The sequence below is a fragment of the Candidatus Methylacidiphilales bacterium genome (assembly GCA_028713655.1).
Lineage (GTDB): Bacteria > Verrucomicrobiota > Verrucomicrobiia > Methylacidiphilales > JAAUTS01 > JAQTNW01.
Genome location: JAQTNW010000002.1, coordinates 14,627 through 29,821, shown reverse-complemented (window position 1 = coordinate 29,821; position 15,195 = coordinate 14,627). Strand labels below are relative to the sequence as shown.

General features: G+C 56.6%; 14 protein-coding genes. 5 read left to right on the top strand and 9 right to left on the bottom strand.

Annotation, left to right across the window (positions count from 1 at the left end):
- Positions 1 to 4: 4 nt before the first annotated feature.
- Genes PHD76_00875 through PHD76_00865 form a run of 3 tightly spaced genes read right to left on the bottom strand, consistent with a single transcriptional unit; the run spans position 5 to position 2,364 of the window.
- Positions 5 to 1,384 carry a methyltransferase MtaB domain-containing protein gene (locus tag PHD76_00875; protein MDD5260378.1) on the bottom strand — a complete coding sequence of 460 codons (1,380 nt, stop codon included), beginning with the start codon at positions 1,382 to 1,384 and terminating at the stop codon, positions 5 to 7.
- Positions 1,385 to 1,407: 23 nt separating this feature from the next.
- The gene (locus PHD76_00870; GenBank protein ID MDD5260377.1) at positions 1,408 to 1,704 is read right to left on the bottom strand and encodes a hypothetical protein; all 297 of its coding nucleotides are present in this window, start codon (positions 1,702 to 1,704) and stop codon (positions 1,408 to 1,410) included.
- A gap of 24 nt (positions 1,705 to 1,728) precedes the next feature.
- Positions 1,729 to 2,364: a corrinoid protein gene (locus PHD76_00865; protein ID MDD5260376.1), complete on the bottom strand. Its 636-nt coding sequence runs from the start codon at positions 2,362 to 2,364 to the stop codon at positions 1,729 to 1,731.
- Positions 2,365 to 2,686: 322 nt separating this feature from the next.
- On the opposite strand from PHD76_00865, the gene PHD76_00860 reads away from it, so the two are divergent.
- The 3 genes from PHD76_00860 (at position 2,687) to PHD76_00850 (ending at position 5,782) form a co-directional block, all read left to right on the top strand.
- Positions 2,687 to 3,748 carry a glycoside hydrolase family 5 protein gene (locus PHD76_00860; protein ID MDD5260375.1) on the top strand — a complete coding sequence of 354 codons (1,062 nt, stop codon included), beginning with the start codon at positions 2,687 to 2,689 and terminating at the stop codon, positions 3,746 to 3,748.
- Between the two features lie 169 nt (positions 3,749 to 3,917).
- Positions 3,918 to 4,760 (top strand): homocysteine S-methyltransferase family protein, encoded by an 843-nt coding sequence (locus PHD76_00855; GenBank protein ID MDD5260374.1) that lies wholly within the window; start codon positions 3,918 to 3,920, stop codon positions 4,758 to 4,760.
- Between the two features lie 11 nt (positions 4,761 to 4,771).
- The gene (locus tag PHD76_00850) at positions 4,772 to 5,782 is read left to right on the top strand and encodes a uroporphyrinogen decarboxylase family protein (GenBank protein MDD5260373.1); all 1,011 of its coding nucleotides are present in this window, start codon (positions 4,772 to 4,774) and stop codon (positions 5,780 to 5,782) included.
- Positions 5,783 to 6,047: 265 nt separating this feature from the next.
- Here the strand turns inward: PHD76_00850 and PHD76_00845 are convergent, their stop codons facing one another.
- A complete protein-coding gene (locus PHD76_00845; GenBank protein ID MDD5260372.1) occupies positions 6,048 to 6,629 on the bottom strand; it encodes a hypothetical protein in 582 nt (193 codons plus the stop codon).
- Between the two features lie 268 nt (positions 6,630 to 6,897).
- Positions 6,898 to 7,830: an AraC family transcriptional regulator gene (locus PHD76_00840; protein MDD5260371.1), complete on the bottom strand. Its 933-nt coding sequence runs from the start codon at positions 7,828 to 7,830 to the stop codon at positions 6,898 to 6,900.
- A gap of 59 nt (positions 7,831 to 7,889) precedes the next feature.
- Between PHD76_00840 and PHD76_00835 the strand changes: the two genes are divergently transcribed.
- Both PHD76_00835 and PHD76_00830 read left to right on the top strand, forming a co-directional pair.
- Positions 7,890 to 8,909, top strand: a complete 1,020-nt coding sequence (locus tag PHD76_00835) for a fatty acid desaturase (GenBank protein MDD5260370.1) — start codon at positions 7,890 to 7,892, stop codon at positions 8,907 to 8,909.
- Between the two features lie 9 nt (positions 8,910 to 8,918).
- The gene (locus tag PHD76_00830) at positions 8,919 to 10,109 is read left to right on the top strand and encodes a uroporphyrinogen decarboxylase family protein (protein MDD5260369.1); all 1,191 of its coding nucleotides are present in this window, start codon (positions 8,919 to 8,921) and stop codon (positions 10,107 to 10,109) included.
- A 93-nt stretch (positions 10,110 to 10,202) separates the two neighbouring features.
- On the opposite strand, the gene PHD76_00825 is transcribed toward PHD76_00830, so the two are convergent.
- The 4 genes from PHD76_00825 to PHD76_00810 all read right to left on the bottom strand — a co-directional run bounded on the left by PHD76_00825 (position 10,203) and on the right by PHD76_00810 (position 14,917).
- Positions 10,203 to 10,937: an AraC family transcriptional regulator gene (locus tag PHD76_00825; protein MDD5260368.1), complete on the bottom strand. Its 735-nt coding sequence runs from the start codon at positions 10,935 to 10,937 to the stop codon at positions 10,203 to 10,205.
- Positions 10,934 to 12,592: an ASKHA domain-containing protein gene (locus tag PHD76_00820; GenBank protein MDD5260367.1), complete on the bottom strand. Its 1,659-nt coding sequence runs from the start codon at positions 12,590 to 12,592 to the stop codon at positions 10,934 to 10,936. The genes PHD76_00825 and PHD76_00820 overlap by 4 nt, the downstream gene beginning before the upstream one ends.
- Entirely contained in the window at positions 12,589 to 13,338 is a 750-nt protein-coding gene (locus PHD76_00815; GenBank protein MDD5260366.1) for a DUF1638 domain-containing protein, read from the bottom strand. Before PHD76_00815 ends, PHD76_00820 begins: the two co-directional genes overlap by 4 nt.
- 355 nt (positions 13,339 to 13,693) lie before the next feature.
- Positions 13,694 to 14,917, bottom strand: a complete 1,224-nt coding sequence (locus PHD76_00810; GenBank protein MDD5260365.1) for a hypothetical protein — start codon at positions 14,915 to 14,917, stop codon at positions 13,694 to 13,696.
- Positions 14,918 to 15,195: the final 278 nt, after the last annotated feature.

The window sequence follows — 15,195 nt, the reverse complement described above, 5'->3', positions numbered from 1 at the left end:
GAAATCAGGACAGTCCGTATTCCGCAGGGATGAATTTTTTGGGATCGGCCAATGCCAGTTGTTGGGAGATAAACTCATCCTCGCTTTCGGGCAAATCGTCCAGCGTGTCGTTCAGGGTGTCAAACCAGCCCGCCTCGTTGGCGGCGATATGCAGCCGTCCCGCGCTGTGCGCATTTTGCAAAAGAGAAACGGCTTTGCGGGCAACGGCGATACCGGCGTGATAATGCGTGTCGGACCCGACGATGGCGCGCGCCAGTTCAACGGCTGATTCCGGAGAAATGATGAACGCCTGGGGATCGGTGGCCACATCGGACTCGACCAGCCAGCGTTGCAGCAGGCGCGCGGATTTTGTGCCATCGGATCGGGCGCCGTTCATCAAGCGGCAATCGTAGATGAGCTGCTCCATGTAACAGGTCGGGGCCATGCCTCCGAGCAGCTTGATATTCTGGACGGATTCATTCGACCAGGTGTCGCATGTGGCGGCGGCGAGATTGCCCATCGGGCTCAGATGCGCACAGGCGGAAGTCTTGCCCTCCATCGCCATGGGGAACCCGGTGATTGCCTTCAAGATCGGATTTTCGTAACCACAGTCCTTGCCGGGCCCGACGGCGCCGCATTCATAGGCCACGAGGGAACGGACGGCGGTCACCGCGCGCACCACGGCGGCGAACACGCGCGGGATCATTTTTTGCTCGGCCAGAACCATTGCGGTGTTGCCGAATCCGCAGGCCGTATCACCCGCGCAGTGAACGCCGTGTTTTTTCGCGATGGTCTCGAGATGTGTCCACAGGAACCGCATGTCGCGCGCGCCGAGTATGCAGAGTGAAAAGATGCTCGCTGCGAGATCGCCATTGACCAGCGCCTCGTCGTGCAATTCCTTGCCGCCGACAGATTCAATGCTCAGCAACTCAGCGCCGGCAGCCGCGGAACCCTCGAAAAGTTGGAGCATTGCCTCCCAATACCGTCCGCGGCGCATGAGCGGCGGGCGTTCGAACTCGCGGTTGTCGTTTGGGGTCATGCGCAGGACGCTCTTCAGACCGCTGCGGCTTTTTTCCTTCTCCATTCCATCGAGCAGGATGTTCGCAATTTCCAGGCCCCACTCCGGATGTTCGGTCATCGGCGGCAATGTTTCGAACTCGATCACAACGCCGGGAGCATTCAGTTCCGCGGCGCGGGTGAGTGCGCCTTCGATGATCTGCTCGTAGTTGCGGCGCACATCCGGCATGTTGGCCGCGTCGATGGTCATCGGCGGAAGTGTGAAATTGAGTTCCGGATAAACCGTACCGCCGCCGATTTTCATTCCGCTGCGGGTGGTGAGTGGATGTGGTGCGATGCCGAATATCAGTTCGGCCGGATCGCTGATGGCCAGGGAGTTGTATTTCATGGTAAGATTGTCATGGCTGCGGTCTAAGCGTCCTGCAGGAAGGCTGCGACTTTGGCGCGGATGGTTTGTTCCGAACCGGGAACGCTTAACACATCGCATTCGCTTCCAAGAATGAAGGGATGGCGTGTTGCGCGCATCCGGGTTGCGATTTCCCGGCCCAGTTCGCTGACTTGCTTGATGGCATCCGGGTCGGGTTTCTCGCTGAGCACGAGTTCGGTGCCAATCGGCATTCGAACGCCGCGGGCAGCAAGATCCAGAAAAAACCGTGGAGGCAGCGCGGCTGCGGACGGATTGACGATGGCCTGGGAGGCGAGTGTCATGGACGTTGGGTTGTTGGCGGAAGATCAGGCCTTCCCGTGCAACAGCGCCATGGCCGCGTCCACCGCCGAACCGGCGTCCCGGGAATATCCGTCGGCGCCGATCTCCTTGGCGAATTCCTCCGTGATAGGGGCGCCACCGATGACGATCTTTACCTGGGAGCCTGCGTCGCGGATTGCCTTCACCGTGCTGCGCATCGCCGGCATGGTTGTCGTCAGCAGCGCGGATAGCCCGATCAGATTCGGCTTGTGTTGCGCGACAGCCTCGACGAATTTCGCAGCGGTTACGTTCACGCCAAGATCCACCACTTCCATGTTGGCGCCTTTCCACATCATGGCGACGAGGTTCTTGCCGATGTCGTGAAGGTCGCCCTCGACGGTCCCGATGATGGCGGTGTATTCCGGTTTCACGCCTGCGGCCACCAGTTGTGGCTCGAGAATTTTCAAGGCTTCCTTCATTGCGCGGGCGGCGACGAGCATCTCAGGCACAAAAATTTCGTTTTTCTTGAATCGTTCGCCAACGATCGCCATGCCGGGTACCAGGCGGTTCTCGACGATGGACTTGGCGTTTTCGCCGGCGTCCAGGCACTGTTTGACCAGTTCGGGGATTTCCTTGCGGCGTCCATTGATCACCGCTTGCGTGAGAGGATGTGGCTCGTTCATGTGTTGATAGAGTAACACGGCCGACGCGGTGATTCTTGTGATCTGGAACGTATCTTTGGTGATCTGGTGCTCTTTAGCAGCGTTTAAAACATACCCCGACCGTGAGATCAGAGAGTTTTAGTTGTATCTTGCCGAAGATCGGAATTCTGTACGTGGATTCCAATGTGGAACCTCACTGACTGGGCGCAAATTGTTCTTCATTGTCGGTTGTTGACAAAATCCCTCCTTGTTCCCAAAACAAAATAAAAAGAAGATCCTCGTGCCTTCAAGCTTCAAACGGAAAATTGCCCATTCACTCCTGCAATGCCCAACTATTCTTGCATTGACACTGATCTGCCCGGCTTTTGCCAGTGCGGCTGACCAAGGCTATCATCGAGGGCTCCAAATCGAGGGCTTGGAGTATCCGCTCGGACACCCGGACAAGTTGAATTTTACCTATACCCATAATAACGAGGACATTTTTCGCTATTTCGAGCGGAAGGGTTTCGATCTGGTCCGGCTGCCGATGCTTTGGGAGCGCCTGCAGCCCACACTTGGCGGTCCTCTGGCGCCAGAATACCTGAGGCAACTCAAAGAGAACATCACATGGGCCGGAAAGTACGGGCTAAAAGTGGTTCTCGATCTCCACAACTACGGCCGCTACGGAGGGAATACCCACATCATTGATTCGCCGGATGCGAATGGAAAAGTCTGGGTGACAACGTCCAACTTTGCTGACGTATGGGTGAAGCTGTCAAACGAGTTCAATAACAACCCAGCCATCTATGCCTATGACCTGATGAACGAGCCGCACAGCATGGGCGGGGTTGATTTCAATATCGTTCAACAACAGGTCGTCGATGCAATCCGCGGCAATGGCGACAATACCCTGATCGTCATCGAGGGTGGACGCGGCTCGAATTACTCCAGTGCCCTCTATTGGGAAGCTGACCAGGCGAAAACCCCCTGGATCAAGGACCCGGCGGATAAAATCCTGTACTCGGCCCACCAATACTTCGACAGCGGCAACAGCGGGACTTATCCACTGACTTATGCAGAAGAACTGGCCAAAAACCCTGATATGGCCGATATCGGCCGTCGGCGCTTGAAGCCGTTTGTGGACTGGTGCAGGCGCAACGGGGTGCGGGGTTACCTCGGCGAATTCTCGGTGCCCGGCAACAAGCAGTGCAGGAAGCCGGATCTTGATCCCAGGTGGCAGACGTTGCTTGACAGTGTTTATCAGGAACTGGATGCGGCCGGCATGGACGCCACCTATTTCGCCGCAGGCATCTGGATGAACGATCCGAAAAGCGTATTCCCTTATGACAACTATACCCAGGATGCACAGCAGATGAACGTGATATTAAAACATCCGCCCAAGAAAACATTGAATAATATCAGATGAAGAACAATATATGCTCTGATCTCATGACCCCGCCCGGCATTCGCTTTTTCATCCGCCACACACACATGGCCTGGCTGCCAAGTCAATGATCCCGTCCAACATGGCGCCAGGTCGAATGGCAAGTCTCTTGAGCTCATTGGCGATTCGCCCCCTTTGTTGCGACGGCGCAATGGGAACCCAACTCCTCGCCCGCGGGCTAACAAGCGGCGAATGCGGCATGTTGTGGAATGTGGATCGCTCGGACGATATCCAGGCGGTCCATGACGCCTATCGGCACGCCGGGTGCGACTTGATTACAACGAATTCCTTCGGTGGCTCGGCGTTTGCACTGGAACGGCACGGCCTGGCCGGCCGCGTGGCGGAACTCAACCGCGCCGCCGCACAGGTTGCCCGAGCGGCAGCCGGCGAAAGCGGCTGGGTCCTTGGCGACGTCGGACCCTTTGGCGATTTTCTCGAACCGGCGGGGGATACGACAGCGGATGAACTCCGGGACATTTTCCACGCGCAAATTGAAGCGCTGCTCGCGGGTGGCGCGGATGCGGTCCTCGTCGAAACCATGAGCGATCCCGCAGAGGCGGTCGTTGGCGTTGAAGCCGCAAAATCCTGCAACCCGGATGTTCCGGTGGTTGTGACCTATGCTTTTCAAAAAACCGCGCCCTGCGAATTTCGTACGATGATGGGGACCAGTGTTGGGGATGCCATCCGCCTCGCGACCGGGGCTGGAGCGCAGATTGTCGGCGCAAACTGCGGAACATCGCTGGGACTTGACGACTACGTCGAGCTCGCAAAACAAATCGTTAGCGCTGCGGGTGGCGCGCATGTGATCATCCAGCCGAATGCAGGTTCCCCTCGCACGGAAGACGGGCGCACCGTCTATGACGCCACGCCGGATCAAATGGCCAGAACCGCATTGCAACTGCTCGGCGCCGGTGTCCGGATAGTCGGCGGCTGTTGCGGTACCACGCCCGAACATCTTGCAGCCATCAGCGCTGCAATCAAAACAAGAATCTGACTCCATAACTTATGATGACTCCTTTTGAGCGTTACACAGGCATGATCGAAAACCACGACGTGGATATTGTCCCGCGATTGCCAATCTTGATGGCCTTTGCAGCGGACTATATCGGCTCGAATTACGCGGCGTTCGCGTCGGATTACCGCGTACTCGTGGAAGCAAACATTCGTTGCGCGGAGGCGTTCGGCATCGACCAGATGAACACCATGTCCGATCCGTATCGCGAGACGCAGGGCTTCGGTGCGGAAATCATCTATGAAAAAAACGGTGTGCCACATTGCGTACGACCGCCGTTTGATGAAGCGCTCGACCCGGCTTCCATCAAGAAACCGGATCCGCTCACCGCGTCCCGCATGCGCGACCGGATCGACGCGGTACGTGAATACAAACGGCGCGTCGGCGGTCAATATTCCATCATGGGCTGGGTCGAAGGTCCGGCCGCCGAGGCCGGTGATCTGCGCGGAATGGAAAATTTTCTATGCGACCTGATCGAAGAACCGGAGTTGAGCGGCGAGTTGATGGACCTCTGCGTGGAGGTGGCAATTGATTTTGCCCGCATCCAGATTGAGAGCGGCGCCGACACCATCGGGATCGGTGATGCCATTTGCAGCCAGATGTCGGTGGATTTATACCACGAACTGGTCTGGCCCCGCGAGCAGCGGCTTGTGAGCGCGATTCGCGCGATGGGCGCCTGCGTGCGGCTGCACATTTGCGGCAACATCACGCATCTGCTGCCGTTCATCAAACAGCTCGAAGTGAACATTGTGGATATTGACTGGATGGTCGATATGCGCCACGCGCGCGAAGCGCTCGGACCGGGCAAGGTCCTCGCCGGCAACCTCGATCCGGTCAATGCCGTTCTGCGCGGGACGCCTGAAGACATTCGCCGAAAGTCCCTGGAAATTTACGCGCAGGTCGGCAATCCCTGCATGGTCAACGCCGGCTGCGAAATCCCACCGGGCACACCGGAGGAAAATCTGCGCGCGCTTTGCGAGCCGATTCCGTTTCTGGCGCGCTAGCCTGCATATTTCATACCCATTTTAATAATCAGCCTTTTAGCACTCTTAGGCAACAGCGGGAAGACACACGCTGGAGATATGCAGGCTCTTGCAAAACCGCCTCGAAATAAGATGGTTCCAATTCAAAAAATCAAAAAATGCCAATTTAGGCGGTTTTGCTTGTAACTCGGATGTAACGCACCCTCGGCTTCAGCCACACTTTGGAGCAAGACACTTTGCAGGGGGGGCAGAAGCGTGTGAAACATCCGGGCTGATCCGGATCAAATCAACAGTAGTCAGGCGGCTTGTCTTCTTCTGGATTGGATTCCTCGGAGAATGCTTTTTCCAATTGATCAAACCAGTCGCGAATCGCTTCATGGTTCGCTCCGGCTTGCTCTTTTTCCTCATCCGTTGAAAGCGTCCATTCCTGCGCGGAAACGGTAAGCTTGTAATCGGTGCTTTCGATGACGACCCGGCCGTTGGTATCACTAAACCATTCAAGATACAGGCAGTTGCCCATGTGTTCCGGCACCGGTTTGCCTGACTTTGCCAAACACAGCGCCTCTGCAGGTGGTACGTCGAGGACGCGCACCTTGCGCGAAGCGGTCATGTCGCCGACGCGTCCGCTTTGCCGTGTGTTCAGAGCGATTATGTTGCCGGATTGCGGCCGGATTTTTGAACTGGATAAGGCATCCCGCAAGGTCGCGCAGGCAGTTGCCGGACAAGTCAAGCATGAGCGGCTCCTCGCGCCCGGCAAGCCGGATGCGCCCAACAACACGTCCGCGCACGCGGTTGTCAATTTCGCCTTCCACAATATTTTCGTGAATTCGACAGGCCATGGAATATGCAGTGATGCTAAATCTGGCATAAAAATTCAAAATTAGCCCGCGGATTAATCTGGATATTTCACACTTTTCGATATCCTTTTGCCATCCTCATTCCATTTCCCATGAAGCCGATCCTCGACATCTCCAACCTTCGCATCACGTTGAGGAAATCATGCCTGTTTTCACGCATGTGTTGATTTTGAAAGAGGGCCGTGTCCTCACTGCGGGCGAAAAAGAGAAAGTGCTCACCGCTCGCCATCTAAGCGCCGCCTTCGGTTCAAAAATGCGCCTGAGTTTTAGCAACCATCGCTATGCGCTGAAGGTCCTCTGTGTTTCGCGGAAGGTGGTATGAGTGTTGCCAGAGGGTACAACCTGCCGCCTGCACGTACGCGGCGATTGGCCGGTGTATCGCTTGAAAACGGTTGCGAAATATTGGGATGAGGAAAAATTCAGGCGAAAGGCGATGTCCGTGATCGTAAGTTTTCGGTTGGACAGCAATATTTTTGCGGCGACGATCTTGCAGCGCTGGACGTACTCGGCGGGCGGAATTCCGATCTCCTGTTTGAAACGCGTTTTGAAACGCGAAACCGACAACCCCATGCGCGCGGCCAGATCCCGGATGGCCAGCGGCCCTTCAATCTGCGTCTCAATCATGCGGAGCAACTGATGGGTCGCCGGAGAAAGCGCAGGCTTGGGATGGCGCCGGGAACATTCAATGACTTTCAAAAGGTACGCGGCCAGTTTGGTTGAAATGGCTATTCTGCCGAGCGGATTGCGTTTGGCAGAGCCGACGAGAATGATTTCATCCAGCAGCGTTTGGAGAATGGGAGCGCCTTTGAAATGGCGGTGCCGGATCGCCAGTAGCTGCCCAACCAATACCCGCGCATCAGCCGGAGCGCAATTCAGAAAGCGTGACGGGCGCCTCGGCAGAATAAGATGCAGCCAGTACAACGACCCCTTTTCCTCGGGCGCTTCACCGGTACTGTGCTGTTCATCCGGAAAGGTTACAAAGACATCGCCGCCCCGAAGCACGTAGTCGCGCCGACCCACGCGGTAGAGTTGCGTCCCCTTGGCGAGATAACAGATTTCCACCGCCCCGGTGTGCGCATGCTGCTCCAATCCTGTGTGAGCGCGGGAATACCGGTAGCGGCCAATCATCGGCACCTCTGGGATGCCGAGATGGCGCAGGTCAAGCATCACCCGCTCGGATGTTTGCTGCAGAATGGCGTTTCGAATGTTCAATCGCGTACTGCGATATTAACTTGAAAGCCCGATTCGGCAAGAGTGGTTATGCTTGTTGTATGAGCTACGCAATAACAATGTCGAAAAAGGAAGCACCGTGCGTCGTCGCCTGGTACAGAAGCCCTGTCGATCCGAAGTTTCTCAAGGGCCTTCATGAACGGAGCGACTTCCTGGGACTGCTCCAGACGCTGTCGTACCTCGGCACCATCGCACTGACTGGAACCGCGGCCTTTTATTCCTCGTTCCACTGGCCTTTGCCAGCAACGGTGCTGCTGATGTTTCTGCATGGTATGGGTTGCGCTTTTCTGATCAATGGCGTTCATGAACTGGGCCACGGCACGGTTTTCAAAACCAAATGGCTGAACGGGTTCTTCGTCCACATTCTGGCGTTCCCGGGCTGGATCAATTTTGAAATGTTCCAGGTTAGCCATGCGCGCCATCATCGTTACACGCTGCATCCCCCCGATGATCTTGAAGTTGTTCTGCCCATGCGGGCCCTGGTCAAAAATTTTCTGAAAGAAGGATTTGTGAATCCGATGGCAGCCTGGAACAACTTGAAGGGATCCTTCCGCATTGCGCGCGGACAGTTCCAGGGCGAATGGGAACTGGCGCTGTTCCCGGAATCAAACCTCGATAGGCGCCGTCCGATCTGTTGGGCGCGCACGCTGCTCGTGGGGCACGGGCTGATTCTTGGCATCTCGATCTACTTCAAACTCTGGTTATTGCCCGTGCTGGTGACACTTGCGCCATGTTATGGTGGTTGGCTGTTTTGGCTCTGCAACAACACCCAGCACATCGGGCTCCAGGACAACGTGCCGGACTTCCGGCTTTGCTGTCGAACATTTACCCTGAATCCGGTTGTGCAGTTTCTCTACTGGCACATGAACTATCATACCGAGCATCACATGTATGCCGCTGTGCCCTGTTACAGGCTTGGAAAACTGCATGAGCTGATCAAGCACGACCTCCCGCCCTGTCCCCATGGCTTGATCGCCACATGGAAGGAAATCATTGAAATCCAAAAACGGCAGGATGAAGATCCTGCCTATCAATATGCGGCGCCCCTGCCGAATTCTTGAGCGATATATATGAGCGCCACCCAACTCGCGCCTGATACAACACCCGACCGCCTTGCCGGTTTTGATTTCAAACGGCACAATGAGGAAGTCCGGAAAATCTGGGCCGCGCTCGATTCCCGGCGCCCGCCGCATCGCATCCCGATTATTCTCGGCACGAACACGCGCTATTGCATGTTTACCCAGGCCGCCAATCCCAGCCGCTTGGATTTCCAGCAGTATTCGGAAGATCCGGACACAATGTTCGACGCGCAGCTCCGATTCCAGCGCTGGATACGCTTCAACCTGCTTCAGGATTTCGAACTGGGGCTGCCTGAAAAATGGACCCTTGGCCCCGATTTTCAGAACTACTACGAGTCAGGTTGGCTTGGATGCAAAGTTCATTACTTTCCAGACCAGGTCCCGGACACCCTGCCGGATTTTGTCGACGCACCGGAGCGGATCATGGAAAAAGGAATCCCGGACCCATTTGGCGGATTGATGGCGCGCGGGCTGGAATATTGGGAGCATTTCAAGGCGCGGGCAAAAAAGGAAACATTTCTCGACCGGCCGATTGAGATAGGAGTTCCATTTCTCGGCACGGACGGGCCAATGACGGGCGCCTGCAACTTGTTCGGAGCCGGCTTTGTTTGTGAAACCATGGCGGATGATCCGGACCGATTGTGCAAGCTTCTGGACTTTATCACCGAGGCGATCATCCGGCGCATCACGGCCTGGCGCAAGCTCGGAGGCCTGCCGATTCCCTATGACAATTGCGGCCTTAACGACGATAGCATTGCGTTGATCTCAACCCCGATGTATCGCGAACATATTCTGCCCCATCATCGGAGGTATTTCGATGCGCTTGCGACAGCCAAGCCTCGCGGCATGCATCTCTGCGGAGATGCAACCCGCCATTTTCGCACGCTGCGGGATGAACTGAATGTCCAGGGTTTTGACACCGGGTTCCCGGTTGATTTCGGAACGCTTCGCCGCGAGTTGGGGCCGAATGTCCGCATCCAGGGCGGGCCGCATGTGGAATTCCTGATGCGGGCCAAGCCCCCTGAAGTCCGTGAGGAAGTCCGTCGCATTCTGCAATCCGGCATACTCGAGGGAGGGCAATTCGTGCTGCGGGAAGGCAACAATCTTCCGCCCGGCACTCCGCTGGAAAACACCGAGGCGATGTATCACGCGGGCCGTGAGTTTGGAGTGTTGGCCGGTTGAGATTATCGAACACCAAGATCGCCAAGGAATTATCCTTTTGTGTTCTTTGATTCTTTACCGCCAACCCTTGGCGTTCTTGGCGGTGAAATGCGCTTAATCCGCCGTCTTGTTCCCGCCCGCCTGATTCGCGGCGCGAAATTGTTTGGGCGTCATCTTCTTTGCCTGCTGGAAAACATGCGTGAAATAGCTTTGATCGCAAAAGCCGCAGGCGCCGGCAATCTCGGCGAGTGATTGGTCGCTCGTCTGGAGAAGTTCGGACGCCAGATCGACGCGGCATTGCCGCAGCAGATCGGTGAAAGAACGGCCTGAGCGCTCGCGCAGCAGGCGCGAGAAATGACTGGGCGAAATCCCGGCGAACCGCGCGGTTTCATCGCGGGTGACATCGCGGTGCAGGTTCTCGCGGATGTAATTGAGGGCTTTTGTGATCAGCAGCGGCGGCGTGAAGTCTTCCTGCCGCTCCATGGCGGCGAACAGCCGCTCAAGTGTTGCCCGCAGCCATTTTGCAAGCTGTTCGTCGTCGTCAATCCCCGCAAGCTCGGTGATGCAATGATAATTCATTCCGAGAACGTCGGCCTGGGTCGCGCCAGCCTCGACAGCCGCTCGCGACATCATTACGACAAGTTCCAGCAGCAATCCTTTGAGAAGGTCGTTTCGTTCCTGGCCCGCACTGTAGATGTGGACCAGGATATGGTTGATGATGCGTATGGCTTCCCCGCGGTCGCCGCGCTGAATCGCCGCCAGCAGTGCAGGTTCCTGATACAGGTAAAATTCCCGAATCCGGTCATAAGGCCGGTGTTCGAGCAACGGAACTGCGGGAAAATCGTTCATGGAAGCATCAGGTGATCGACGAAGCGGTCTTCGAAACCTTCCTGAAGGTTTAATTCCAACACATCCACCTGCGCGCGCAACGCTTCCATCTCGTCGAGCGTCGTGCGGTCCAGCAACGCAAGCAATGCGCCGGCCAGCGCTGTGTTTCCCACGACGCGTACCTGTTCTTCCCGGAAACCGGGCAGCAGTCCCGCCGCGATGGCGTGGCCAACGTTCAAATGCATCCCAAACCCCCCGGCCAGATAGACCCGTGAAATATCACCGGCTTCGATTCGCGCCGTCTTGAGCAGGGTCTCGATGCCCGCTCCGATTGCAGCCTTCGCCTGCAACAGCACGGCGATGTCCACCTCGCTTATGACCGGTTCGCCTATGCCATTCGCCCCTGCGATTTTTAATGCGCGCTCGCCGTCCGCCTCAACCCGGTGGCTGGTGGGAATGCATTGCCAGACTTCCGGATCGAAGCGCCCCGATTCAAGAAGCAGTCCGCTGCGCCGCCCAACAGAGAGAAAATCAATATACGCCGACCCGCAGATGCCGGCTGCGCGCGCAAGCGGAATATTTCCAATCGTTACCGCATCGACACGGAATGGGTTCAGAGCAAGGTCGATTCCGCTGATGGCGCCCTCGCGCGCCCGGGTCCCGCAGCGGAGCCCGGAGCCTTCAAAAGCGGGTCCCGCGGCCGTAGCGCAGGCCGTTAGGCGTCCGCTGCTTTGAAGCACAATTTCGCCGTTGGTGCCGATATCGACCAGCAGGCTCGGCAATTCGTCAAAAATCATTCCGGTTGCATACACGCCCGCGGTGATGTCCGCGCCAATGTAGGCGGCGATTCCGGGCAAAAGCTGCACCGGTGTGTCCGGTGCAAGCGCGTCCCCGTTTTTGCCCGCGGCCAGGCCGATGCCGGAAGCTGTCAGGCGTTTGCCTTCGATAAAGCGAGGCACGAAGGGCGCAACTCCAAGCGATGAGGGATCTTCGCCAATAAGAAGATGCAGCATGGTCGTATTGCCCGCGATGGTCCCGCCAGCCAGCCGCGAGGGTGTGCGCCCGGCGCGTTCGCACGCCCGCAATAAGAGCGGAACTATTGTACCGGTGACGACGGCGGATTGCATGGCTGTTAGTGCGTCCCGGGAACGCGCGGCATCGATCCGTGTCAGGACATTGTCGCCGAAGCGGATTTGCTCGTTGAATCCGCCGGCCCGCGAGAGCACCTCGCCCGTTGCAAGATCCACAAGCAGCACGGCGACGGTTGTCGTTCCAACATCGACGGCGAAGGCCGTGTCCCGTTTGCCTGCGACAGGCTCAAACAAGGGCTGGTGCGCGCAGGGGACATCAATGCGGAAAGTGTCGATCACCTGCGGCCGGTGTTCGATCCTCGAACGCGCCGGTATCCGGATCACGACGCGCTCTGTGATCCGCGCCTTGCATGTTTGAATGGTTGCGGGAGCGGAAGCCGCGTCCTGGCCGATGGACACTTTTCCCTCGCGCAACTGCACTTCGCAGCCGCGGCACAACCCGCGCTGGCCGCAGCGGGTGTTCAATGGAAAGCCGTGTTCCGCCAGCAGATCCGCGAGTGAACGCCCGCCCGCCTGCGGGGACACGGCAAACTCGTGCGATGCTCCGTCTTCGGATTCAATAATGACCGGCGTTCCGCTGCTCATGGAGCGTCTGTTTTTTTGTCAGCAGGTTCGGCGCGCATGACATTCGCGTCGGTGGAGTTCGCAAGCCGCGAGCCCGGTTCGATGATTTGAAACCGTTCGGAATCCCAGTTGCCCCAGAGCAAATCACGCAGCAACGCCGGATCGCCGCGCATGCGCTCAAATTTCCAGCCGAGCGAGTCCGCGCAGCGGCGGGCGTATTCCGCCTCGGTCTCCGCGTCATCGGTGCCGAGGTCGAGATAGAATGCCGTGTCATGCAGGGCCCATTGCTCGCGCTCGGACTCGAGCAGGAAATCCACGTTGTCCTCGTCGAACTGCTTGGAAAGCTCGGTCCGGAGCGATTCGAGCCGGTCGGGGCCGGGCACGCGCCGCTCGCGGTTCCAGCCGGGCGTGTAATAATAACAAGTCGGACAACTCTTTTGTTGCCCGGCGTAGCGTTCCTTGCTGCCCATGAAAACCGTGATGCAATCGTGGGCGCGCGGAATCACGAATTTGTGACGGTGCGGTTGCAAGCCCGCCGTGCCGCAGCCGCAAAGACCGTAGGCGAGCACGACGGCGTCGATGTCATTCCGGGCGTCAAGTTCATCCAGCGCGGCCTGCAAGGCTTCGCGGAGTTTGTCCGGTCGGTCGTGCAAGCCGACCTCGAAAAAACGTGTCTCGGCGATGTGGGATGCGCCTGCGGCATGCAGTTCGATTTCGCGTTCGAACACCGCGCAGGCAAGCAGGGCTATTCTGGGGGTTGCTGACATTATGAGGGAGAATTGTATCAGACATCCCGGAACTGTCACTCCCGACTTGGATGCGTAAGAGAATTTAACGCCAAGACGCAAACTCCGACATACGTCGCGAGCAAGGGGGCAAAAGACGCGAGACGCGAGGGTTAAACAAAGTGCATCCGTCTGATAAGGGGGGAACTAGGATTTCGCACAAAGCACGCAAAGGATTTATTAACCGCGGATGTTTGCTGGACTCGTGGAGCGCTGAAAGCGCGGGATTTATACCAGCCTGGGGCATCGCCCCAGGAATACGAAGAATGCAAAAACCCCAAGCCCTGTAAGGGCGCACTAACACGTGGCTATTCAAAAGCACGCGAGACACGCCGGGTTAAGGCTGCGCAATCGACTTGGGATCGCCGGAATAGATAAAGTCGATGCGGTTCGACAGGCGGGAGATGGGTTTGGGATACTCGTCTTCTGTTTGTGCCTTCAGTGCTTGGTCCATTTGCACAGGCCCGACATATTCCCAGCCGCGAGGACAATAGAGAAGCTGCATGCCGACTCTGTCTCCTTTTTTCACGCCAAGAACTTCCGGATGAAATTCCATTCTGAAATGCATTTCTTTTACGGGGGATACATGGCCGCACCAGGCGCGAAGCTTGATGGCATTCGTAGGAATCTCCAGTTTGGGTATGAAAGGTTTTCCGTTGATCCACCAGCGTGTGAGGAAATATTCATCGGGAAAACAATCTGTAAGGCCTTCCTTCTCGTCGAGCTTCACGATGAGTTCATTGCCTTTCAGGGACAGTTGAATGCCCTCATACGGCTTGGAAGGAATAAATTCCGGAAGAGGGGATTTGGCATTGGGAATGTTGTTGAGAAATATTGGTTCGGAGCCCTCCGATTTCGGCAATGCAATCCCACTCGAAGGATTGGCAACATCCATCATGCAATAGTCGCGCCCATTGGCTGGTTCCGCATTTTTCGCAGTATTGCTCTCCGGCTCTACCCAAGGTGACCAGAGCGTTTCCGATTCCGAAGAAACAGCCACATTCACCATGGCGATGTCACAAGCCTTTTCGCCGTTGATCAACTGTTTGAAAGTGATGGTGTAGGAACCCGTTTGGTTTAGTGGAACGGTCTGTATGAAAAGTGCATTGAAATAGGTTGTAACAAGTTTTAAATGCTGAATCCCCATTGCAAGTTCTGCATATTTGACTGGTCTTTGAATATCGATCCGGAATGGCCCAATAGATGGATTTCTATCTGGTAGTTTGCCATCCATTTGTCCGATGTCGCCCTGTGCAAGGCAGTAAAGCACGACGGCCCCGTAGAGTTTTGCGTGGGTCCGATCAATTCCGAGGCGGAAGCTGAGGGGCTTTTTCTCAACGGACGTCGCATCTTGTTTTTCCGCTGGAGATGCTTTTATTTGCAACGTGACCGGCTTCTGTGCCAGCAAGTCACCCCAGGTATGCACCTCGGCAAGCGTTGCCGTCTTTTCCGTGTCTGCTGCGCGTCCGATTGCCGAAAAACCGAGGCAAATAGCGGCATAGGTCAGCACGACGATTTTGAAAGTTACTGACATGACTGAGTGGAGAATTGTATCAGACATCCCGGAACTGTCACTCCCGACTTGGATAGTAAGAGAATTTAACGCCAAGCCGCAAACTCCGACATGCGTCGCGAGCAAGGGGGCAAAAGACGCGAGACGCGAGGGTTAAACAAAGTGCATCCGTCTGATAAGGGGGGAACTAGGATTTTGCGCACGCAAAGGATTTATTAACCGCGGATGTTTGCTGGACTCGTGGAGCGCTGAAAGCGCGGGATTTATACCAGCCTGGGGCATCGCCCCAGGAATACGAAGAATGCAAAAACCCCAAGCCCTGTAAG